The sequence below is a fragment of the Kamptonema animale CS-326 genome (assembly GCF_028330895.1).
Lineage (GTDB): Bacteria > Cyanobacteriota > Cyanobacteriia > Cyanobacteriales > Microcoleaceae > Kamptonema > Kamptonema formosum.
The window spans coordinates 61,120-82,870 of record NZ_JAQMUA010000020.1 but is presented as its reverse complement, the minus strand read 5'-3'; the positions used below and the strand labels follow the sequence as shown (position 1 = coordinate 82,870).

At 42.9% G+C, this 21,751-nt stretch carries 19 protein-coding genes, 1 tRNA gene and 1 pseudogene; 11 read left to right on the top strand and 10 right to left on the bottom strand.

All coding sequences use genetic code 11. The features are described 5' to 3' along the window. Positions 1-196, bottom strand: a pseudogene (locus PN499_RS01755) (GNAT family N-acetyltransferase); the annotation flags it as partial. A 5-nt stretch (positions 197-201) separates the two neighbouring features. Next, the gene (locus PN499_RS01750) at positions 202-411 is read right to left on the bottom strand and encodes a hypothetical protein (RefSeq protein WP_272029881.1); all 210 of its coding nucleotides are present in this window, start codon (positions 409-411) and stop codon (positions 202-204) included. A gap of 527 nt (positions 412-938) precedes the next feature. On the opposite strand from PN499_RS01750, the gene PN499_RS01745 reads away from it, so the two are divergent. Then, complete coding sequence (locus PN499_RS01745) at positions 939-2,303, top strand: Tle-like phospholipase domain-containing protein (RefSeq protein WP_272029879.1); 1,365 nt, start codon at positions 939-941, stop codon at positions 2,301-2,303. 153 nt (positions 2,304-2,456) lie between these two features. On the opposite strand, the gene PN499_RS01740 is transcribed toward PN499_RS01745, so the two are convergent. The 3 genes from PN499_RS01740 to PN499_RS01730 are packed head-to-tail and all read right to left on the bottom strand — an operon-like array spanning position 2,457 to position 4,145. Next, entirely contained in the window at positions 2,457-2,885 is a 429-nt protein-coding gene (locus tag PN499_RS01740) for a nuclear transport factor 2 family protein (RefSeq protein ID WP_272029878.1), read from the bottom strand. 17 nt (positions 2,886-2,902) lie between these two features. Then, positions 2,903-3,499 (bottom strand): pyridoxamine 5'-phosphate oxidase family protein, encoded by a 597-nt coding sequence (locus PN499_RS01735; RefSeq protein ID WP_272029877.1) that lies wholly within the window; start codon positions 3,497-3,499, stop codon positions 2,903-2,905. Positions 3,500-3,524: 25 nt separating this feature from the next. Then, positions 3,525-4,145: a glutathione S-transferase family protein gene (locus tag PN499_RS01730; protein ID WP_272029875.1), complete on the bottom strand. Its 621-nt coding sequence runs from the start codon at positions 4,143-4,145 to the stop codon at positions 3,525-3,527. 154 nt (positions 4,146-4,299) lie between these two features. Here PN499_RS01730 and PN499_RS01725 point away from each other — a divergent pair, with 154 nt between their 5' ends. Further along, positions 4,300-4,854 (top strand): TetR/AcrR family transcriptional regulator, encoded by a 555-nt coding sequence (locus PN499_RS01725; protein WP_272029873.1) that lies wholly within the window; start codon positions 4,300-4,302, stop codon positions 4,852-4,854. On the opposite strand, the gene PN499_RS01720 is transcribed toward PN499_RS01725, so the two are convergent. After that, entirely contained in the window at positions 4,855-6,189 is a 1,335-nt protein-coding gene (locus PN499_RS01720; protein WP_272029871.1) for an MFS transporter, read from the bottom strand. It abuts the gene before it with no gap. A 427-nt stretch (positions 6,190-6,616) separates the two neighbouring features. Between PN499_RS01720 and PN499_RS01715 the strand changes: the two genes are divergently transcribed. The 7 genes from PN499_RS01715 (at position 6,617) to PN499_RS01685 (ending at position 15,319) form a co-directional block, all read left to right on the top strand. Further along, positions 6,617-7,777, top strand: coding sequence for a hypothetical protein (locus PN499_RS01715; RefSeq protein ID WP_272029869.1), 1,161 nt, complete (start codon positions 6,617-6,619; stop codon positions 7,775-7,777). 265 nt (positions 7,778-8,042) lie between these two features. Next, complete coding sequence (locus PN499_RS01710; protein WP_272029868.1) at positions 8,043-9,635, top strand: family 10 glycosylhydrolase; 1,593 nt, start codon at positions 8,043-8,045, stop codon at positions 9,633-9,635. Positions 9,636-9,876: 241 nt separating this feature from the next. Then, on the top strand, positions 9,877-10,290 hold the full coding sequence (locus tag PN499_RS01705; RefSeq protein WP_272029866.1) for a hypothetical protein: 414 nt from the start codon (positions 9,877-9,879) through the stop codon (positions 10,288-10,290). Between the two features lie 452 nt (positions 10,291-10,742). Then, on the top strand, positions 10,743-11,033 hold the full coding sequence (locus tag PN499_RS01700) for a hypothetical protein (RefSeq protein WP_272029864.1): 291 nt from the start codon (positions 10,743-10,745) through the stop codon (positions 11,031-11,033). A gap of 51 nt (positions 11,034-11,084) precedes the next feature. Next, a complete protein-coding gene (locus PN499_RS01695; protein WP_272029862.1) occupies positions 11,085-11,993 on the top strand; it encodes an alpha/beta hydrolase in 909 nt (302 codons plus the stop codon). Between the two features lie 85 nt (positions 11,994-12,078). Then, positions 12,079-13,761, top strand: a complete 1,683-nt coding sequence (locus PN499_RS01690; protein ID WP_272029861.1) for a bifunctional lysylphosphatidylglycerol flippase/synthetase MprF — start codon at positions 12,079-12,081, stop codon at positions 13,759-13,761. A 337-nt stretch (positions 13,762-14,098) separates the two neighbouring features. After that, a complete protein-coding gene (locus tag PN499_RS01685; RefSeq protein ID WP_272029859.1) occupies positions 14,099-15,319 on the top strand; it encodes an RNA-guided endonuclease InsQ/TnpB family protein in 1,221 nt (406 codons plus the stop codon). A gap of 124 nt (positions 15,320-15,443) precedes the next feature. Here PN499_RS01685 and PN499_RS01680 read toward each other — a convergent pair. The 4 genes from PN499_RS01680 to PN499_RS01665 form a co-directional block, all read right to left on the bottom strand. Then, a tRNA-Leu gene (locus PN499_RS01680) sits at positions 15,444-15,525 on the bottom strand. Between the two features lie 82 nt (positions 15,526-15,607). After that, positions 15,608-16,282 carry a peptidoglycan-binding domain-containing protein gene (locus PN499_RS01675; protein WP_272029858.1) on the bottom strand — a complete coding sequence of 225 codons (675 nt, stop codon included), beginning with the start codon at positions 16,280-16,282 and terminating at the stop codon, positions 15,608-15,610. A gap of 189 nt (positions 16,283-16,471) precedes the next feature. Next, a complete protein-coding gene (locus tag PN499_RS01670) occupies positions 16,472-17,995 on the bottom strand; it encodes a carboxypeptidase M32 (RefSeq protein WP_272029856.1) in 1,524 nt (507 codons plus the stop codon). Positions 17,996-18,048: 53 nt separating this feature from the next. After that, on the bottom strand, positions 18,049-19,254 hold the full coding sequence (locus PN499_RS01665; RefSeq protein WP_272029854.1) for a tetratricopeptide repeat protein: 1,206 nt from the start codon (positions 19,252-19,254) through the stop codon (positions 18,049-18,051). 462 nt (positions 19,255-19,716) lie between these two features. On the opposite strand from PN499_RS01665, the gene PN499_RS01660 reads away from it, so the two are divergent. Both PN499_RS01660 and PN499_RS01655 read left to right on the top strand, forming a co-directional pair. Beyond that, complete coding sequence (locus PN499_RS01660) at positions 19,717-20,505, top strand: ABC transporter permease (RefSeq protein ID WP_026103655.1); 789 nt, start codon at positions 19,717-19,719, stop codon at positions 20,503-20,505. After that, entirely contained in the window at positions 20,506-21,729 is a 1,224-nt protein-coding gene (locus tag PN499_RS01655) for an ABC transporter ATP-binding protein (protein ID WP_272029852.1), read from the top strand. The last annotated feature ends 22 nt before the right edge of the window (positions 21,730-21,751 follow it).

The following is a 21,751-nucleotide window of genomic DNA, read 5'->3' as shown; positions in this document are numbered from 1 at the left end:
CCTCCCCATCCCATTCCACCCACAACAGGGGAGTTTTATTAGAAAAATACTGTTCAACTGTTAGAGCTAAATGACCTAATTCTCGATCGGGGTGAAGTTCATGGTAAGTTTTGTACATGAATTTTACCAATTTTGCACGGTCTAGTCCCGAACCTGTACGCAACTGATAGCCTGGTATTAACTCAACGGATACCATAGGAATTAATGCGCGATCGCGATCGATTCACCGCTTCCCACTACAACATTTAATGTGGGTGTTTGAGCGTGCCGATCTTGGGGACTAACTTCTTCAATAGGAGCTGGTGCGGCCATATCATTCGGCAAAAAAATCCGAGCACTAACTGCGGCGAGAGCGAGAAAAAAAATGATAACTGCGATTAAAGGGGCGACGTACTGACGAATGAAAGCCATAGATACAAAATTGTTGAGTTTTTACTCGCGATCGCGAAGATCATCTTCTGAAGATAATAGTAGATTATTTCGCTACTTGACAATTCTTTAAAACATAGTTATAAATTTTGCCAAAATTAGCTTGACTTTATAAAAAAACTATGGTATAGTATCTTCTAAGCAAAGCAATCATTAACCTTGCAACTGAAGTGGAAAGCGATCGCTCTCCGATCGGTTGTGTCCTGGGTACAAAAATCATTACCGACTGCGAATAGGGTCAAGAACAGATTTGGGTCGGTGGGAGTATCACCTTCAAACAGTTAGCGATCGCCTCAGCAGGTAATTCTACTATCATTAATTTGCGTTCAGAAATTTTAGCTACGGCAAGGCGGAAATATTAGTGCGATCGGTAGTGCTGATTTCGTAACTTTGCTGTAAACTAATAAATAACAACTAATAACTACTTCGTTCTGTATGTTCTTGTAGTTCAGTCTTCTTAACTCTGAACTACAACAACATACTTTTTATTAGGCACTGACCCAAAAAATATGAGTGCGGAACCGTCCCTTTACGAAGCTCTGGCAAAAATAATAGCGTATCAGGACGATAAACCTGAGTTTGAAGAGCAAGTTAAAAGTTTTCTGGAAACTAACAACTACTATATAGATCAAATATTTGACGATCTGCAAAGTGGTCTTCATGCTATCGGACTTGCTTCCACTGACCCAGATACATCTCCAGTTTTGATATTTCGCGGTACAGACTTTATAGAAGATGATGCCGCCTTCTCTGATGAGCGTGGTGTTGGCTACTTGCAAATTGACAACAATAGAGAAATTTTACAAAGCTGGCTGACGCAAATAACTGAAGATTCTTTTAAGAATCCTACAGGCTTACTTCCCGATGTTATAGGTCATGGGATGGGAGGAGCTTTAGCTCAAATTCTTGCTGCTGAATTTACCTCCAAAACTGGAAACATATTTACCTTCAACTCTCCTGGTGTTTCAGCCGATACCGTCAACACTTTTAGGCGTAACCTAAGAGGCGCGAACAAAACTGTTAACCACTACATAGTTAACGGAGATATTGTTAGCCTTTTTGGGGAATCAGTTCTCACAGGTAGAGTTTTTGTCCAAAATTTTAACGATCCCAATATTCGACCATTAATTATTTTAAATAAAAATCGGACAGACAACTTATTAACCTCTCCTCCCGATGGTTTTTCTCAACGGCAAGTTTCTACAGAGCAATTAATACTTCCTAGTTTTACCTATACCAATGACTCTGATTTTACAGAGTTTCAAACAGCTCTTTCTTTTATACAACCCGATTTATCAGAGGCGCTCAAAACCAGAGAAAGTGTAGAGAGATTGAGAACAAGCGGTAATTTCTCATTTTCGGGACTATTGCAGCAGATTCAAGTCGCTCTGGCTCCCTCTCAAGCTAATTATTTAGTTGGGGATGCACAGAATAATTCTGCTAGCGCTGGCGGCGGCGATGATACATTAATTGGTGGCAACGGGAATGACACCCTCAGAGGCAATCAAGGTGATGATACTATTAGTGGTGGAAATGGCAGTGATTTTCTTTACGGCGGTAAAGGAATCGATACCATCAGTGGTGGGGAAGGAGCTGATTTTATCAGCGGTGATGCTGGCGATGACATCTTAATTGGCGGTGGCGGACAAGATAGGTTTGTGTTAGCTCCGTTTGCGGGAATTGATACTATTGTTGATTTTGAAGATAGTGAAGATATAATTGTTTTAAGTGGAGGCTTTACCTTTGCTCAACTTAAAATTATTCCTGGTAATAATGGGCCATTAATTACTGTTGCTAGGACTGGTGAAGTACTGGCAATTGTTGAAGGAATTGCTGTAAGTACCCTGAGTACGAGAGATTTTATTACGATTTAAATCTTAATTTATAGCAGTCGCTAGGATGGTTAGGAAAATTTTGAATATAGTTCTGTGGGGGGGCGGGTTTATAAATATCTGGGTTGGTAAATTTATATTTAGGCGAATCCGCCCCTAGAAAATCTGTCCTAACTGTCTTATCTGTATAAGATATTAAGATCGCGTCCGCAAAATTAGTTTGCGTTCAGACTCTTGAATGGGAACATCATTAATACTAGCTTCACGTCTTTGCATTAACCCATTTTCTGCAAACTCCCACTGTTCATTACCATAGGCGCGATACCAGTAGCCAGAGTCATCGTGCCACTCATACTCGAAGCAAACAGAAATTCGATTATCTGTAAAACTCCAGAGTTCTTTCTTCAAACGGTAATCTAATTCTTTCGCCCATTTTCTTTTTAAGAAAGCCTTGATTTCTTCTCTTCCGCTGAAGAATTCGGCGCGGTTTCGCCACTGGGAATCTTCCGTATAAGCTAATGCTACTCGTTCTGGATCGCGCGTATTCCAGGCATCTTCAGCAGCTTGAACTTTGGCTTTAGCTGTTTCCAGAGTAAAGGGTGGTAAAGGTGGTTTGGTTTCCATAAGCTTTGTGTTTGTGACTATAAAAGGTTTTCGCGATCGCTCAAAAGCATTTCCAGTTCTGAAATTCTAGCTTTGAGTGCTGTAACTTCCTGTTCAGAATAGCGAATAGGAATATGCTGGGGACAATTCCAGTTCCAGGCTTCGACTTGAAAGAGGATAACTCGTTCAACTTCCGAGTCATCTTCAGCTATTCTCAAACGCTCAATTAGTTCGCGATCGCTCTCTACATATTTGGCTCTTCCCCAAATTTTCAGTCGTTTACGATGGCGGTAATCCATTATAAAGATAAAAGCTTTATCGCTGTCTGAAAGATTACCAATGGTGACATACTGAACATTGCCTTTGAAGTCAGCAAAACCCAATGTTTTCTCATCGATAACTTTCAAAAAACCTGGATGACCACCGCGAAACTGAATATATGGATAGCCGTTAGAACCAACAGTTCCTAGATAAAATCCATCGATTTCAGCAATGAACTCTTCAATATCAGGTGTTACCCGATCGTTCTCAGGCCCGCTTTGTTCAAACCGAGCGTAAGTTTCTCGCGATCCACGTTGTGCTTGGGCAGCTTTGACAGCGGGAGTGAAGGCAATTTTTGTAAATTTACGGGGCATGGCACTGTCCTTTCAATAAATATCGCTATAGCTTTGCAGCAGCCTCAATTCCTTGCATCTTGATGAACCCAGGAAGTTGTTTAATTCGTGTAATCCAGTGTTGAACGTGGGGATAAGGATCTAGGGAAATCTTACCATCGGGAGCCAAAGAAACATAGGGAAAGACTGCTACATCTGCGATTGTCGGATGTTCAAATTCTAGCCATGTGCGATCGCTTAAGTGTTGATTTAGTTGGGTGAGGATAAATTCTGCTTTTTGAGTTGCCCGCTCAATATTAATATTGGTTCCTGCACCAAACAAATAGTAAAGGCGAGCGTGTTCAGGCCCTTGACGAATTTCACCCGCACTTGTTGACAACCAACGCACAACTTTACTCAGAGATATAGTATCCAAGGGCAGCCATTGGTCGCCACCGTATTGAGAAGCTAGATATACTAAAATTGATTGAGCATCTGCAAGGATTGTGTCATCATCTACTAACACGGGAACTTGACCGAAGGGATTGAGAGTAAGAAACTCTGGTGATTTGTGCTCACCTTTCATCAAATCGACTTTGATCCATTGGTATTCAAGATTCAGGAGTGAAAGTAAAAGCCTGACTTTGTAGCTGTTGCCAGATACTTCGTGACCATAAAGCTTAATCATGGTGATACCTTTTGATTGGAGTAGGGGAAAAAATAGATAAACAATACCTTGCAGGTGTTGTTAATTGCTCAATCTTTATACCGTTTGTTCGGTATGATATTACTGTACCGAACGTTCGGTACAATGTCAAGGGGTAAACTCAAAATTGCTGCCGATGCCAAAAGAAACCTATATTCTGTACCTACTTCAACTGTTTCGGCAGTATGGTTACGACGGAGCCACGCTATCTAAGATTTCTGAAGCTACAGGTCTTGGCAAAGCAAGCCTGTACCATCACTTTCCTGGTGGTAAGGAGGAGATGGTAATAGCTGTGTTGGATTACCTGGAACTATGGCTTGGGCAAAACATTCTGCAACCTCTGTGCAGTGAGGGAGATACTTTGACGCGGTTTGAGAGAATGTGCGATCGCGTGAGCGAGTTATATGAAGGAGGAGAGCAACCCTGCATATTTGCGATTCTATTGATGGGATCTGCACGCGATATTTTCCATCGCAAGGTACAAAGCCTATTGCGTGCTTGGATTGATGCGATCGCAGACGTTTTAATATTAGCAGGATTGGACGAAACACTAGCCCAGCAACGCGGGGAAGATGCCGTAATTGCTGTTCAAGGTGTTCTAATTCTGTCGCAGGGTTTAAATGACTTTGCTCCGTTTAGGCGAGTCATGAAACAATTACCACAACAACTATACCGAGACATAATCTCATGATTATTTCTGATCTTCTAGAGGCAAAAAGAAAATCGTCAACATTCCTGGTATAACTGCCAGAGAACTAAACAAGAAATAATGCTGATATCCTCCCAGCCAAGTCTGCAAATAACCGCTAAAAACTCCGGGAATTAATACGCCCGCTGCCATAAATGCTGTGGTAATTGCATAATGGGAAGCCTCATATTCAGGGCGAACTGTACGCATTAAAAATACAGTATAGGCAGCTACGCCAAGTCCATAGGTAAACTGTTCTATGGAGTTGACTGCATAGGCCCAAATAATGCTCGGTTGATACATTGCTAAAAGCCAATACAATACATTAGTTGAGTTTTGCAGGATAGCTGTAGGCCACATCCATTTTTTCAACCCTTGTTTGGCGATTAAATATCCGCCAAGTAGCCCTCCAATTAAAAGAAAAATTACGCCGATAGTACCAGATAAAAGACCCATTTCAGCCGTAGAAACTGCTAAGCCGCCCTTCTGTATTGTATCCATTAAAAATGGAGGAGCCATTTTGAAAGTTAAAGCATCGCCCAGCCGGAAAATCAAAACGTAAGTGACAATCCAACCTATTTTATATTGAGTGAAATAGGTTCTAAACGCTTCAAAAAAGCTAGTGTTTTGGGTGGGTAATTCAGAGGCTACCGCGTGACTTTTTGGATAGGGCAAATACCACTGTTGGAAGAGATAAATTAAAATAAATATTACTCCGCCAATCCCAAAGGCTGTCGCCCATCCCAACTCTAAAGGATGAATATTAAAAGAGGAGCCAAGCAGCGAAAAGGAAATATCTTTATATACTTTAGCATCAGTAGGGTTTCCAGGTATTAAATATTGCTCTGCCAGAGAACCCGCTAAGAATACTAATAGACCACTACCAGCAATAACTGCACCTCTGTAAGCGGTGTTCCTAACGCCTACAAATAGGGCTTGTTGGTCTTTATTTAGGGCGTTTAAATAAAATCCATCTATGGCGATGTCGTGGGTAGCTGAAACAAAGGCTACCAGCGTAAATATGACAAGTGATATTACCAGAGTCTGCGGCATTAACACGCCAAGCGCTAGTAAGAAAAATAGACCAGCACAAATGATTTCTGTGTTTAAAATCCACTGACGTTTAGTGGAGTATAAATCAACTATCGGGCCCCATAAACCTTTTAATACCCAGGGAAAAGACAAAAGGCTGGTTAAGCCAATTAACTCATTGCTGGCTCCCAAACCTTTTAAAAAAATTACCGACATTAAATTTACAACAGTGTAGGGAAAGCCTTCTGCGAAATATAATATTGATACCCATAATCCCGGATTGCGCTTTTTTTCTGATAAGACCATGTTTTTTTAGTTCCTCGTTTGCTTAAGAGCAGTTTATCATACAGCAGTTTTTAGTTGAGTGCAGCACAGATAAGGGGTAAGGACACGGCAATGCCCATTGGTGTCAACTTAAAAAGAAAGCCGCTAGGGGTTGAAACCCTTGTCTAATAGCTAAAGTCCTCTAAAGAGGACTAATTTGGTTTAAAAGTCTTCTTCTTAGCCTCTTCAGAGGACTCGATCTATGAGGCAGGGGTTTAAACCTCTGCCGGATTGGAGGTTTTCCCTTACCAGTATTTTTTATGAAAGCTAGTAATAAAAGTTACACGATCTAGCGATTATTACTAGGGTCAATGTTACTTAATCGCTCCTTAAATTGGATGATTTGACGGATAGCCAATTTTACCCTTATATTTTATAATAACCAAAGCCTACATTAACTTTTGTTACTATGTCTGCTGACTCATTCCAGCGTAGTCAAGATCAGGTTGAGACTCCTCTCTCTCCTGTGGCTCAACAGTGGCTCAAGAAATATGTCAAAGACATTGAATTTGACTCTAATTGTAAAATATCTTCTGCTCTAATTGATGACTCATTAGAAATCAAAATTGAACAAATTTTACCGTCTCCTGTGGCATCTTTAGCTATACAGTGGTCAAGAAAATACCTGAAAAATCTTCAGATTGCTTCCTCTGAAACTGTACCCCAAGCTGAAGATAGCGACTTGAGAACAATTGGTTCAAAAAAATGGCGGGTGCAAACTGCTTCTATCTTACAGGAGTCTCTAATTTATGCTAGTATTGAGGCTATTACTCACACACAATTGTTGCTTTCAAAAGAAATAAAACGCCATCAGATAGATCCAAAACTGATCGATCATTTGCAAATTGCTATGGATTCTTGTGAGATTCATAGAAAGGTTTTAGAGGTTTATGGTAATGCAGAAGATCCCAGCTATATTGCTGTTAAGGTGGGGCAAGAAATCGGGGCGATGCGTCAGAAATATACGGCAATTGACCCCCGCTTAATTGGCTTTGTGTCGATGCAGGTGTACTATACCACTCTGTTTTTACTCAAAGATATTTCTGCTGTCGAAAAAACTGTTTTAACTGCCTATTTCAAGGTGATAGATGACTACCTCTATATGCCTTTGCGCCGTTGTTATCAAGCCGCAGCTAAGCATAGTTATGATTCTCGCAACTTACAAGCTGTACGGCAACTTTTAGGTAAAAGCACTGAAATAGCTGCTAGTGTTTTTAGCCGAGTTTCCCAACTTAATCCTGGCTATTACAGCTATAGCGGAGCGTTGAATTCAACCTTGGTAAAAACTGCGAGTATCCGGGATGTGGAAATGTTTCAAATTTATTTATTTTTGTCTGTTTTAGAGGAAAATATTGCTGTTTTTTATCAGGAATTGTTTCCAGTTTGTGTGATGCTTTATCCAATATTGGGGGTAAAATGGGAGTTGGTTTGGCAAATGCTGAATTATTTGGAGCAAGAAATTTGCTTGCGATTGGAACCGCAGCAATTAGAGATGATTATGCCGTATTTTCTAGCACTGTATGAGATGTTTTCTCCGGCAGTTTTTGAGGATGATTTCGGTGGGGAATAGGGTACATTATCATTGGCTTGATTGTTTGTCAAGTGTTTGGCATATTAATCGAGAAAGTTTTCAGGGGAAGTAATAGTTAACTGTTAACAAATATCGATATCTGGTTGCGATCGGGACTGCTTCGACATTATATTTAAGAATAATTTATAAATAATCAGGCCAAATTGTGGGAAAATGTGAACCTGAAGTTCGCGTAGTTAGTCTGTACTAGACAGTTGAACGCTCACACACACCTTTCCGAATGCGAAAATCTAAAACAGTCTTTTTGTCAAGTCTATTTTCAATTGGCTTAGCGATCGCTTTTCTGCTAACTCCGCAGTGGTTGTCTAATTTCTTTCCCGATCGCGCTGCGATCGCAGTTCCCCCGCAGGTGCAAACATCAGAATTTCGAGGCTTTTGGGTAGATGCTTTTAACCCTGGTTTCAAGACACCGCAAGAGGTGACAAAATTAATTGCGGATGCGAAACTGGCAAATGCGAATGCGATCGTTGCTCAAGTGCGCCGTCGCGGTGATGCTTTTTACGCTAGCAGCATTGAGCCGCGAGCGAAAGATCCTAATCTGGTGGCGGGTTTTGACCCTTTGCAAGATTTGATCGCCAAGGCGCACGCCGCAGGTTTGGAGGTTCACGCTTGGATGGTGACGCTTCCGGTAACGGGAAGCACTAGCAACGATCGCTCTCATGTGTGGCAAAAACATGGCCCCAATGCGCCTGGCCGCGATAATTGGGCGATGTTTACTTACGATGGCCAATCCCAAGGTTATCTCGATCCTGGCCATCCTGACGCGGTTGATTATACGGTTTCGGTGTATCTGGATTTGCTGAAACGCTACGACGTAGACGGCGTGCAATTGGATTATGTGCGCTACGGCGGGCCGGATTGGGGCTATAATCCGACTGCGATCGCGCGGTTTAATCAACAGATGAAACGCACGGGTAGACCATCGCCAAGCGATCGCGTTTGGATGCAGTGGCGGCGCGATCAGGTGACGAATTTAGTGCGTAAGCTTTATGTACAAAGCCTTGCGATTAAGCCGCAGGTGAAGATTTCGGCGGCGACGATCGCCTGGGGAAATGGGCCCAAAAAAGATGAGGATTGGTATCAAACCCAGCCTTACAAAGAGGTTTTGCAGGATTGGCGCGGCTGGCTGGAAGAGGGTATCGTTGATATGGCGATGCCGATGACTTACCAGCGCGAGTACAATGCTCGGCAGAAACAGGCTTATGATGATTGGATTGAGTTTGCCAAGAATCACCAGTACAATCGCTACACTGCGATCGGGCCTGGAAATTATCTGAACTACATTGAAGACGCTTTAGCTCAGATTCGCCGCGCTCAACAGCCTTCTGCAAAGGGGAATTACACGCATGGGATTGCTTTGTATTCCTATGCTAGCAGCAATGTCTACACTAATGGCGACTTGCGATCGAGCGGTGGAGGAAATGTGCCCCGCCAGCCTTGGAAGTATCTATCGCAGAGCAATGATTGGTTCTACAATGCGCTTTCAAAGCCGAGTAAGTATGTGGATGTAGCGACGGGTAAGACTTATGAGACACAGCCTGTTTGGGCTAATCCTGTAGCTGTTCCCGATTTTCCTTGGAAGTCGCATCCAACTACAGGCGCGATCGCGGGTATGTTGCGGATGTGTTCCCCAAGTTGCGATTCTGTCACCTTGACATTGCAGCCTGTGGGTGTTCCGGGCCAGGGGCGGACAATTCGCACGGATGGTAAGGGATGGTTTGGTGCGATCGCGCTGACTCCTGGTACTTATCAGTTAAAGGTTGACGGTGGGAAATTAGAGCAGACTATTAATGTTACTGCTGGCCAAGTAACAAATGTCAATTTTGGGAACAGTTAACGGTTAACTGTTACTGGGATAAAGTCTCACTATAGCCTTTCTCAGAAAGATGAGGTACGTTAGATTCTATGTAGATCGAGCCTTTTGAGCTTTAATATATACCTCATCTACCTGAGAACCGCTATAATTGAACTGCAACTAATGCTAAAAACCATCGAAGGCACTTGCACCTCTTGCCAAACAATCCCATGATAATTCATCACGCTCTTGATGATTGTTTCATTCTTGTAAATCAACTAATATGCGATCGCTCCTCTTGACTCTTACTCTCATGTGTTTAGCCACCCCCGCTGTTGCCACAACCTGCGAAGAAAGCTTTCAAAAAAAAGGGGACTTTTTGAATGGTGCTGCCTTTTCTGCGCGTGTTCAGGTTGAAGGATTATCGATAGAAAGAGCCTTTTCCCAATTACGACCCATTTTAGCCCGCGAGAGCATCAAGACTATCAGCACCGATGTGAGCGCAGGTGTAATGAAAGCTGAAAATCCCGCAACAGCATTTCAGCGTGCTTTGCCGATTGATGTGTTTGCCTCAATGGATGGCAACCTATTAACTGTCGAGATGATCTTTACCATTCCGAGTGGCGTGGGTGCAAGTAGCGACACCGTGAAGGGATACTTGTGTGGTGCGCTCAATCAATTGTTGCCCAAAAGTTAAGTAGAGAGATTAGTCATGTTGATTCAACTTACTATACAAAACTTCTGGCGTTGCTGAATCAGGGTATGAATTATACTTAGACAGAAACGCTCTCCTAGTAGAGAGTAAGAGCTTGAAATGTCGAGTGCGTGAAATTTCATACTTCAATTTAGCAACGCCGAAAATGCAATAAATCGGGCTAAAAACATACACCCAAGTTCTCAGCATGATTGACCACCAACACTAGGAAACCACGTATATAGACTTGTTGAGATTCTACTAGAAAGCTTACGAGAATGATTTTCTATTGAAGCCGTAATATTATAACCTAACCCTTTTGCGGTTGCTATATGTTTTCACAAGTGTTATCCATCTCAGGGATTTTATAAGTTTTACTTAATCGACAAAAAGGTAGAGAGAATGTTGTGGTTATTGGACTAAAGTAAAAAAAAATAAATAAACAGTAAAAAACAATGACTACAAATACAGAGACAAATACAATATTTGATAAAATCTTCCGCGACAGCAATGGCCAAATTGTTATCGCTCAGACACCAAACCTACCACTTATTGTCTGGGGTGTAGCCACTTTACTGCAACTAATTGTAACCACAGGCAAAATTAATACAGGGCTAGACCTAATCGCTTTTGGCTCATTATTTACTTGGGCATGGGAAGAATTATTTCAAGGCGTTAATTATTTTCGGAGAGCGCTTGGTCTTGTGGTACTTATTGGTGCGATCGCTGTACGGCTAATGGCTTAACTCAATAGTATCATGGGTTTTTGAGTCTTATAGCTCAATTCACCGAAAGGTATGAGAAAACTTCTAGCCATTAGTACAGGTATTATCATCTTTTTAGGTGCGGCGGGCTACTGTTATGTCTTCGTCGCTGGAGCTCCCCAGTTAGACCCTCCGCAAGTAGAGTCAGACACGGGGCTAACTTTTGAAATCAAAACATATAAAAGTGTAGCTATGGGTAGCGATCGCACCTACGGTTTAATCCTACCCCCTGGCTATACCAACAACCCTAGCACGCACTATCCAGTTATATTCTTGTTACACGGCGGACACGGAGACGCATGGGCTTACCAAGATAAAGCTGCTGTAACTAGCGTACTTCACAACGTCTACAAAAGCCATAAACTACCGCCGTCAATTGTTATTACTCCCGACGGCAACGACAACCGAGGTACGAGTCCACTTTGGGACCCGCAATACTACGATGGGCCTAACGGCAAAGTTGGAACTGCAATTGGTGCTGAATTAGTTAAGGTAATTAGATCGCGCTACCGCACGCTGAATTCTCCGCAATTTTGGGCGATGGGAGGGCAATCATCGGGAGGTTGGGGAGCCTTTAATATCGGTCTTCGCTACTTGGATAATTTTAATATTCTCTTTAGCCACAGCGGTTATTTCACAGATACTAGCGGTCGGAATAACAGCCCCCAGTACATAGTAAAACAGCTATCTAAAAAAGACCGCCAACGTTTACGAGCTTATATCGATGCTGGCGTTGGAGACGAGCAATTTTTGACCTCTTCTGAGCAGTTTCACCAGCTATTAAACAACTTAAGCATTGCCAATGAATACCACAAGTTTCCAGGCGGTCATGGTATTGTGGGGCCAGATGTAGGGTGGAATTACTGGCACAAGCATCTCACAGATTCTTTGACTTACGTCGGCAAGCAGTTTAAGATAGCATTGGCTGAAAAGAAAAAGTAATGGCTAATGGCTAATGGCTAATGGCTAATTGCTAATTGCTAATTACCCATCTTCGTTCTTCTCTAATACTTGCTGAGGAAATACTGTGCGATCGCAACGGAGTCGGATTGGACTATGGACTGCATCCCTCCTAACCGGACTGGTAGGAGTGGTTAATTTGCTCTCTGCTGTCACGCCTAGCTTACGAGAACGGAGAGAATTACTAGAAGAATTTTTCCCCTTCCCCGTGCGTGCTGGCGGACATTTTTTTGCAGCAATTATCGGCTTTATGTTGCTAACTTTGGCAGCTAATTTACTGAGGCGCAAGCGGATTGCTTGGTTGCTTACTGTCGGGCTATTAATTCTCTCCATAGTCAGCCATTTAGTCAAGGGATTGGATTATGAAGAAAGTATATTAGCTGGGGTGTTGCTAGTCCAATTAGTCATCATGCGCGACCAGTTTACCGCTTCCTCAGATCGCCCCTCAATTGCCCAAGGAATAAGAGTTCTTTTCGGTGCTTTGCTGTTTACTCTGGCTTATGGTACGGCTGGCTTTTACATATTAGATGAGAAATACAATATTAATCAAGAGCCGATTAATTTTTCATTCCATGAAGCATTGTTCCAAACATTAGCAATGTTCTTTACTTCGGACAATGCTGGGTTAGTCCCTAAAACTCAATTTGCAGATTTTTTTGCAGATTCAATTTATGCTGTGGGAGCAGTAACCCTGAGCTATGCTTTATTTATGTTATTGCGGCCGGTGTTGCTGCGGAATGTAGGGACTCCGAAAGAAAGGCAACAGGCTAAACAAATTGTAGAACAATACGGGCGGATACCGCTGGCACGATTAGCCCTGCTGGAGGATAAGTCTTATTATTTTAGTCCCTCTGGGAAAAGTGCGATCGCCTATGTTGCCAAGGGGCGGGGTGCGATTGCTCTCGGCGATCCAATTGGGCCGCCGTCAGACCAAGAAGAGGCGATAATTGGGTTTCAACAATTTTGCGATCGTAACGACTGGCATCCTTCATTTTACCAGACTTTGCCCGACAATTTAGAATTCTATAAATCCCTCGGTTTTCGAGTTTTGCAAATAGGAGAGGAAGCTATTGTTAACCTCAAAACTTTTAGCCTGAAAGGTAAAGCCAATCAGAATTTGAGAACAGCTATTAATCGACTCACTAAAGCCGGCTATGAAGTTAAATTTTATGAACCGCCCTTAAGCGATGAATTGCTGCGGCAAATGAAGATAGTTAGCGATGAGTGGCTAAAAATGATGCAGGGTGCGGAGAAAAAGTTTTCTGTTGGTTGGTTTAACGAGGCTTATTTGCGGGAAACTCGGGCGGTAGCTGTCCACACTTCTGAGGGTAAAATAAGTGCTTTTGCCAATACAATCTCAAGTGGTGAAACTAAGTTAGTAGGGGTTGATTTAATGCGGAGGCGTACTGAAGTTGAAAACGGCACAATGGAATGTTTATTTGCTTCCATGTTACAGCATTTTCAAGCGCTGGGATATGAAGAATTTGATTTAGGTTTGTCAGCCCTTGCAGGAGTAGGTGAAACGGAAAAATCTCTCCGCTTAGAAAAGGTGTTAAACTATCTTTCAGAACATTTGGAGCAGTTTTATAATTTTAAGGGTTTGCATAGCTTTAAAGAAAAGTTTCAACCCCGATGGGAACCCCGTTATTTTGTTTATCCAGGTTACGGGAGTTTACCTGATGTTGTAGTTGCTTTGATTCGGGCAGATTCAGGCGAACGACTGCTCGACTATTTTAAACCGGGAGATTAGTTATATCTTGACACTCCCACCTCAGATTGCAGCCGGGCGTTTTCCTGGTTATACCAATGGTTGAGAGATTTAAGTTACTTGCCATCCACAATCCAGGATTCCCCATCGGTAGTAATATAAGTTGCCAGATTGTTTACGCCCAAGTCAATTGTGGTTTGACTAAGATTGTTGCAATTATAGTGAAGATACCAAGTATTGCTGTCCTTAGACTAAATTTATAAGAAATACCCTGAAAACCCTGCGACTTTAGTCCAGGGATGAAAGGGCGAGGGAGACTTTAGTCTCCCAGTTAGATATTTCTAAATATAGTACAATTAATCAAAGGAGGTTGAAATTAATGTATGCAGTGCAAAAAGATGTTTGGCATTTAAAGGGACTTGACAAAACCATTGTCGAGCAAATCTTAAGATGGTCAAATAATCTGTTTAATGTCGGCACTTACGAAAGTCGGCAACAGTACTTCAAAGACCAAGGCGCAATTAAATACCCAGACCTGTACAAAATTGCCAAACCCAACGAGAATTACGGTTTACTTTACTCGCAAGTGGCTCAACAATCCCTCAAATCTGTTGCTGAATCTTTTAGCTCTTTCCGAGCCTTAGAAAGGTTAGCCAAGAAAGGAGAGCTTAATCAAAAACCGAGATTGCCCAAGTACAGAACCAAGGGAGCAATGTACCAAGTTTCATACCCTGGGCAAGCCTTGAAAGTAGTCGGTAATCGGGTGAGATTACCTCTGGGAACTAAAGGGAAAGAACACTTTGGGACAGATGCTCTCTGGGTGACTTTACCGGAACGCTTGAAAGATTGCCAGATTAAAGAACTTCGACTAATCCCTAGAAATGGCAAGGTTTGGGTCGAATTTGTACACGAAAGTCTAACCAAACAAGCCCCTAGCTGTAGCTTGGAAGTAACGGGAATTTTAGGTATCGATCATGGCATCAATAACTGGTTAACTTGCACTTCTAGTAATGGCAAGCCATTTATTATTGATGGTCACAAATTGAAGTCTTGGAACCAATGGTTTAACAAGGAAAAAGCACGGGTACAATCAGTACACGATCAATGTAAGCTACCTAAAGGTTTTTCGTCTCATAGACTGCAACAGTTGTCAGAAACTCGCACCAGAAGAATGAGAGATGCTGTTAATAAAGCAGTTAGAACCATCATAGATTATTGTGAAGATCGCCAAATTAACGTCCTAGTCTTTGGTTGGAATAAAGGACAGAAACAAGAAGTCAATATGGGAGGTAAGACTAACCAGAATTTTGTCCAAATACCGACAGCTAAAGTTAAAGATAGGCTCATGCAAGAGTGTGACTTAAGGGGTTGGCGATTTGTAGAGCAAGACGAATCTTACACATCAAAAGCCAGCTTCTTAGACCGAGATTTACTGCCAGTGAAAGTTGGTGAAAAACCCGACAATTGGCAACCGTCTGGTAAAAGAATTAAACGAGGTCTTTACCGTTCTAGCACTGGGTTGTTAATCAATGCCGATGTTAATGGCGCGGCAAATATCATCCGAAAATCAATCATTTGCCATAGACTCAATTATTATTGAGCGAGTGAGTAGTGGGTTGTTGACAAACCCTTTAAGAATTAAACTTTGGCGGGATTCATCCCCCAAAGTTTCTCCTTAAGAATCCCCGTGTCTTTAGACCGGGGAGTGTCAAAGACTGTAACAATGCGGATGAAAGGACTTGAACCTTCACTCCTTTCGGAACCAGAACCTAAATCTGGCGCGTCTGCCAATTCCGCCACATCCGCGTTAAGCCAAAAACAATCATAACACAGAAAACAGAAAAGGGGGTAAAGAAAAATAAAAATTCCTCAAACCCCCACCACACAATCATTTCCCACTTAGTGCCTTCCAAGTGGCCTCATCGACAGTACCATCCACTTCTAAATTATTAGTGGCTTGAAAGTCCTTCACAGCGGTCAAAGTCCGCGCCCCAAAAATCCCGTCAATTGGCCCGGGATCGTAACCTTGCATTTCCAAACGCACCTGTAGCGTCTTCACCTTAGAACCCGCTGCGCCCTTTGCCAATACCTTACTACTCTCAGGAATCTGCTTTTGGGCTACAACCATCGGCTCATCCTTTAAAGCATCCCACGTTGTGCGATCGACAATCCCATCAGCCTTTAATCCCTTCGACTGCTGAAACGCGCTGACAGCGGAGACAGTTCGCGATCCAAAGTCGCTATCGATCGCCCCGACATTAAAACCATGAGCTTGCAAACGCTTCTGTATGGCGGCTACTTCAGCACCCCTAGTACCTTTCGATACAGTCTTTTCCTTTTTCGGGGGTTCCTGTAAACCTTGATAAAAAGGCTTATTAAACAGTTCGCGTTCAGAATTTCCCTCCCCAAAAACGGGTTTGACCTGAGCACCAGGAGTAAATAATCCGCTTTCCTCCAACTGTTCAGTCAGAGATTTAGTGCGATCGCCCGCGATCGCACTCCTGGTCAACCCTGGAACTAAAAAAGCCAGTAAACTCAGAATTACAACAGTAGCTACACGCATAAAATATTCCTCTTAGTAAAGTTTGGCTGTTCTAAACTTCCCAGTGGGATTTTACCATCCGGGAACTTTTCAACAAAGATTAAAGATGGATCGTGGGCGAGCGCTCTCAGGGGACAAACCCCACATGATTGCCTATTACCCACTTACCCAATTTTAGTCTGACTCCTGAGTTTTGCTATTGGCAATCCTTCAAAAAGAATAAAAATCTCCATATTTTTGCCGAATGTATCCTATAAAGGGTTTAATAGTTAATGCTGAACCTGTAACGCGCTCCATCAGTTCGGCGGCGCTGTATTTGCGCCCATGCTGATAGATATTTTTTTTAAGCCAGTTGTGGAGTAAACTAAAGTTTCCTTGTTCAATTTCAACGGCAATTTCGGGATCGAATTTAAGGGCAGCTTCGTAAAATTGAGCGCCCATCAAATTACCGAGGGCGTAACCTTGGAACATTCCCCCAATTGTCCCTACATACCAGTGGACATCCTGCATGACTCCAATGCTATCGCTGGCAGGAACTAAACCCAGATCTCTTCTATAGCATTCATTCCAAGCTTCGGGGAGGTCGCGGACTGCGATCTTGCCTTCTAGCAGTTCTAATTCCAAATCAAAGCGGATCATCACGTGCAGGTTATAGGTTACTTCGTCAGCGTCAGTGCGGATCGGCGTGCGAGCTACCTTATTAATCGCTTGATAAAATGTATTGATAGAAACTTGACCTAATTGCCTTAAGAATACGCCTTGTAACTGCGGATAGAAACACTCCCAAAAGCCGCGACTGTGGCCTACTAAATTTTCCCATAACCGGGACTGACTTTCGTGAACGCCGGAAGAAATACCACCTGCCAGAGGCGTGCTTTCAAATTCAGGAGAATTGCCCAATTCATAAAGGGCGTGTCCCATTTCATGGATCGTGCTAAAAAGTGCTTGAGCGAGGTTATTTTCATAGACGCGGGTAGTAATTCGCACGTCGTCTATGGAAAAGTTGGTCATAAAGGGGTGCAGAGTTTTATCTTGCCGTCCTCGCTTAAAATCGAAACCAATACGCTCGATCACTGTGCGGCAGAATTCTAACTGCTGACTTTCGGGAAAATCTTGGTGTAAACAGGAGTCGTCGGCGGAAGGTTGGGAAGCGATCGCGTCTACAATTGGGATTAATTCCTGACGTAATTCGGCAAATAAGGGCCGGAGGTTGGCAACTGTCATTCCGCAGTCGCTTAAGTCGATCAGGGGATCGGCAATATGTTCGTTATTAGGGAAAAAGTCGCTATATTCTTGACTTAATTCTAAAGTTTTTTCCAGATAGGGTTCTACGGCGGCGAAATTGTTGTCGGCCTTAGCTTTTGCCCAAGCTTCGTAGCAGGCGGCTTGGTGGCGGGAGAATTGGGCCATGAACTCTGAGGGGACTCGCACGGCGCGCTCGTAGTCTTTGCGGGCTATGCGGATCAGGCTAGCTGCGGTAGAGTCGTAGGGGAGGCTGGCTTCGCAGGGGCGCAAATCTTCTAGCAGTTGTCCGATCGCGGGATCGATGAATTTTTCGTGGCTAATTTGTTTGAGGGTTGCCAGTTGGCGGCCTCTAGCACTGGCCCCGGCAATTGGCATATAGGTTGCCTGATCCCAGTGCAGCACGGCTGCGGCTGATTCGATGTCACTAATTTCGCTCAGGCGGGTTTTGAGAAGAGCGAATTTTGCTTCGGTTTTGTCCAGTGCGTGCATGATTTGGGGGTACGGGTGCTCAGTAATGCCGATTGTATTGGTGGCATTCTATTTCAATTAGCTTTATTTTGAGTTAAAGCGACAAAGCGCACATCTTTCTGTATTTTCTGAAACTTTGAGTCAGTTTTGCAGAGTTTGCGGTATTTTTTGGGATTGAGTGCGATCGCGCGTTGGAGGTTTTCCATCGCTAGGTCGGTGTTGTTTTGTTGGCAGTACAAGCCTGCTTTGTGATAAAGTGTGGCGGCATCGTCGGGTTTGATTTCTAGAACTTTGTCATAGGAGGCGATCGCGTCTTCTATGCGATCTAATTTGCTTAGGGCTATGCCTCGATTGTACCAAGCTTCGCGGTTATCTGGGTGGAATTCTAAGCTTTTGTCCCAAGAAGCGATCGCTGCTGCAAATTTCTCTAAGCTGGCCAGTGCTAAACCGCGATTGTACCAAGCTTCGTGGTAGTCGGGTTTGAGTTCTACTGCTCGATCCCAGGATGCGATCGCGACTTCTAATTCTCCTGAGAGGACTAAAGCTGTTCCTCGTTTATTCCACACTTCCCAGGCATTGGGCTTGAGTGCTAAAGTTTTGTCATAGGAGGCGATCGCTTCTGCAAATTCGCCACTATTTGCCAATGCAATCCCGCGATTATACCATGCTTGATGCAAGTTCGGTCTGATTTCTAGGGCTCGATTGTAGGAAGCGATCGCTTCTGCAAATTTGCCTAAACTTTTCAAGGCCATGCCTCGGTTGTACCAGGCTTCGTAGTAATCTGGCCTAATTGCTAAAGCTTTGTCATAGTCTGCGATCGCCTCTTCGTTCCGTTCTAGATTGACGAAAGTATTGCCGCGATTTGACCATGCCTCATGATATTCTGGTCTGATCTGTAAAGCTTTGTCGTAGTCAGCGATCGCTTCTTCAAATCGCTCCAAACTTCTGAGAGCATTAGCTCGATTGTACCAAGCTTCAGCATTCTCTGGTTTGATTTCCAGACTTTTGTCATAGTCAGCGATCGCCTCTTGATTGAGTCCGAGCTTTCTGTAGGCTACGCCGCGATTGTACCATGCCTCATGAAAGTCAGGATTAAGTTTGACAGCTTGAGTCCAAGACGCGATCGCCTCTTGGAAGCGTCCTAATTGTACCAGAGCATTACCCTGGTCATAACAGGCTTGAGGATTTTGGGGTGTGATTTCTACGGCTTTATTCCCAGAAGCGATCGGCTTTTCTATACTAGCTAATTTTTCCAAAGTATTTGACCTCTGTAGAATCATATTACCTCATCATTACTTTATTATTCACCTTTTCTACCATTTTTACTTGCCACCCCTACTGGTCAGGTTTCTCACCCCCTGGGTTCTAGCAAAAGTCCACAAAAAATCCTCAGTTGTTGAGGATGATTATCCTATTGCTAATTGGTAATTGGTAATTGCTAATTGCTAATTGCTAATTGCTAATTGGTACCTTCCCTATCTTCCCTTCTTCCCCTCTCTACCTCTTTCCCTAGCCCCTAGGGCGTGTTTTCAAACTATAAATTTGATGTAGGGGCGAAGCATTCGGGCGATAAATTTCTGCTATAAACCAAGGTTTTGTGTCCGAATGCTTCGCCCCCCCAGGGTTTGAAAACACGCCCTAGGGGCTAGGGGAAGAGAGGGAGCGGGGGAGATGGGGGATTAGCGATTACCAATCACCAACTAACAACTAACAACTAACAATTAATAGTAATGGTAACTAAGATGAACGCCCAAATAGCTCAACTTAAATGGCGACCACAGTATATTTATGACTTGCTAAGACAACTCGTATCTCGCGATATGAAGTTACTCTATAAAAGGTCAGTTTTAGGAATCGCTTGGACACTAATTGCTCCCCTTTTGCAGTTAGGAGTTTTTACCTTTGTCTTCAATATTATCCTGCCGATGAATGTTCCCCAATATTCATCTTATGTTTTTATTGGCCTACTGGTTTGGAATTGGTTTTCTACCTCACTCTTCCAAGCAACAGGTTTAATTCTCCAGAACCGCCCTTTGATCAGATTGCCAAAATTTCCTTCTGCTATACTACCTGTAGTAACAGTTATGACAGGAATGATTCACTTTTTACTAGCATTACCAGTCTTAACTTTATTTCTACTAATTGATGGGGTACAATTTAAACCAGTAGTTTTATTTCTGCCTTTCTTGATGTTACTACAGTTTGCTCTGACGGTAGGCCTTGCTTATCCTTTGGCTGCTTTTAACGTCACATTCCATGACACACAACATACACTTGGTGTGTTATTACAAATGCTTTTGTATCTCACACCCATTTTCTATCAAGTAAATGCTCTACCCCCTAAAATTGCGTTGATTTACTACCTCAACCCAATGGTATCTATTGTGGAAGCTTATCGGGCTGTACTAATTTATGGGACACAACCAAATTTGGTAGCTTTGGGTATCATTGCATTAATTAGTAGTGGACTTATACTTATTGGTCATGGAATTTTTGACTCAGCAAGCGATCGTTTTGTGGAGGAAATATAGTTGAAAAATACTGGGATTATTGTCGAAGGACTGGGTAAACGTTTTAGTAAATTCAGTGCTAAAAAGCCCAAAACAATTATGGAGGCCGCCCTCTCAGGCATGAGACGTTTGAATCCAGAAGCGCGTTTCTGGGCGCTGCGAGATGTTAGTTTCACCGTCCCTCCCGGAAAAATGTTAGGGGTTATTGGGCGCAATGGAGCCGGTAAATCTACACTTTTATTACTGGTAGGAGGCATTGGCAAGCCCGACGAGGGTAAAATTATTGTTAACCCTAGAATTGGAGGTTTATTGGATTTAGGTGCTGGTTTTCATCGAGATTTGACGGGGCGAGAAAATGTATTTGTCGGTGGAGTAGTCGCAGGTTTAACTCGTCAGGAAGTAGCGCAGCGCTTTGATGATATTGTCGAATTTGCAGAAATGGGTCAATTTATTGATAGTCCCATGCGAACTTATAGCACGGGGATGCAAATGCGTTTGGGTTTTTCAGTCGCCGTACATACCGATCCCAAAGTGTTACTAATTGATGAATTTATCTCTGTAGGAGATGTGGCTTTTCAAGCGAAATGTTTGCAAAGAATGTCTGAGATTAAATCTTCTGGTTGTGCAATTATGTTAGTTTCTCAAAATCCCCGGCAAATCGAGCAACTTTGCGATGAAGCTATCTGGTTAAAGGAAGGTAAAATCTTAATGTATGGCAATCCTAAAATGATAGCAGCTCAGTATGCAGCGGATATGGGAGTAGAAACCCAGAAACTCAGCCTGACACAATCTCCTCAAATAGCTAAAGTATTTTCCCCAGTTGAAAGTAGTGAAAACAGAGTTGGTACAGGGGAAGTAGAAATTACCAGTGTGCGATTGTTGCCGGTTTCAGAGATTCGGGGTGGCGATCCCCTGGATGTGGAAATTGAGTATATTTCTCCAGCAGCAATAGTATCTCCAATTTTTACTGTTAATATTAGTCGAGAAGATGGAAAAGTCTGTTTTGATGCTAATACTGAGAAAATGCAAATGGCAATACCTCAGATTCAAGGTAGGGGGAAAATTAAGCTGCGGATCGATCGATTGGATCTGGGCGGCGGTGAGTATTTTGTGAATGTGGGAGTATATAAGGAGAAGTGGGGTTATCCCTACGATTTCCACTGGCAAGTTTATCCCCTAATAGTTAATGCGGCGATTGATTATCGAACTATTCTTTGGCCTCCTTGTCGTTGGGAAATTGGCTAAAGAGTAAAAAGAGTAATAATTA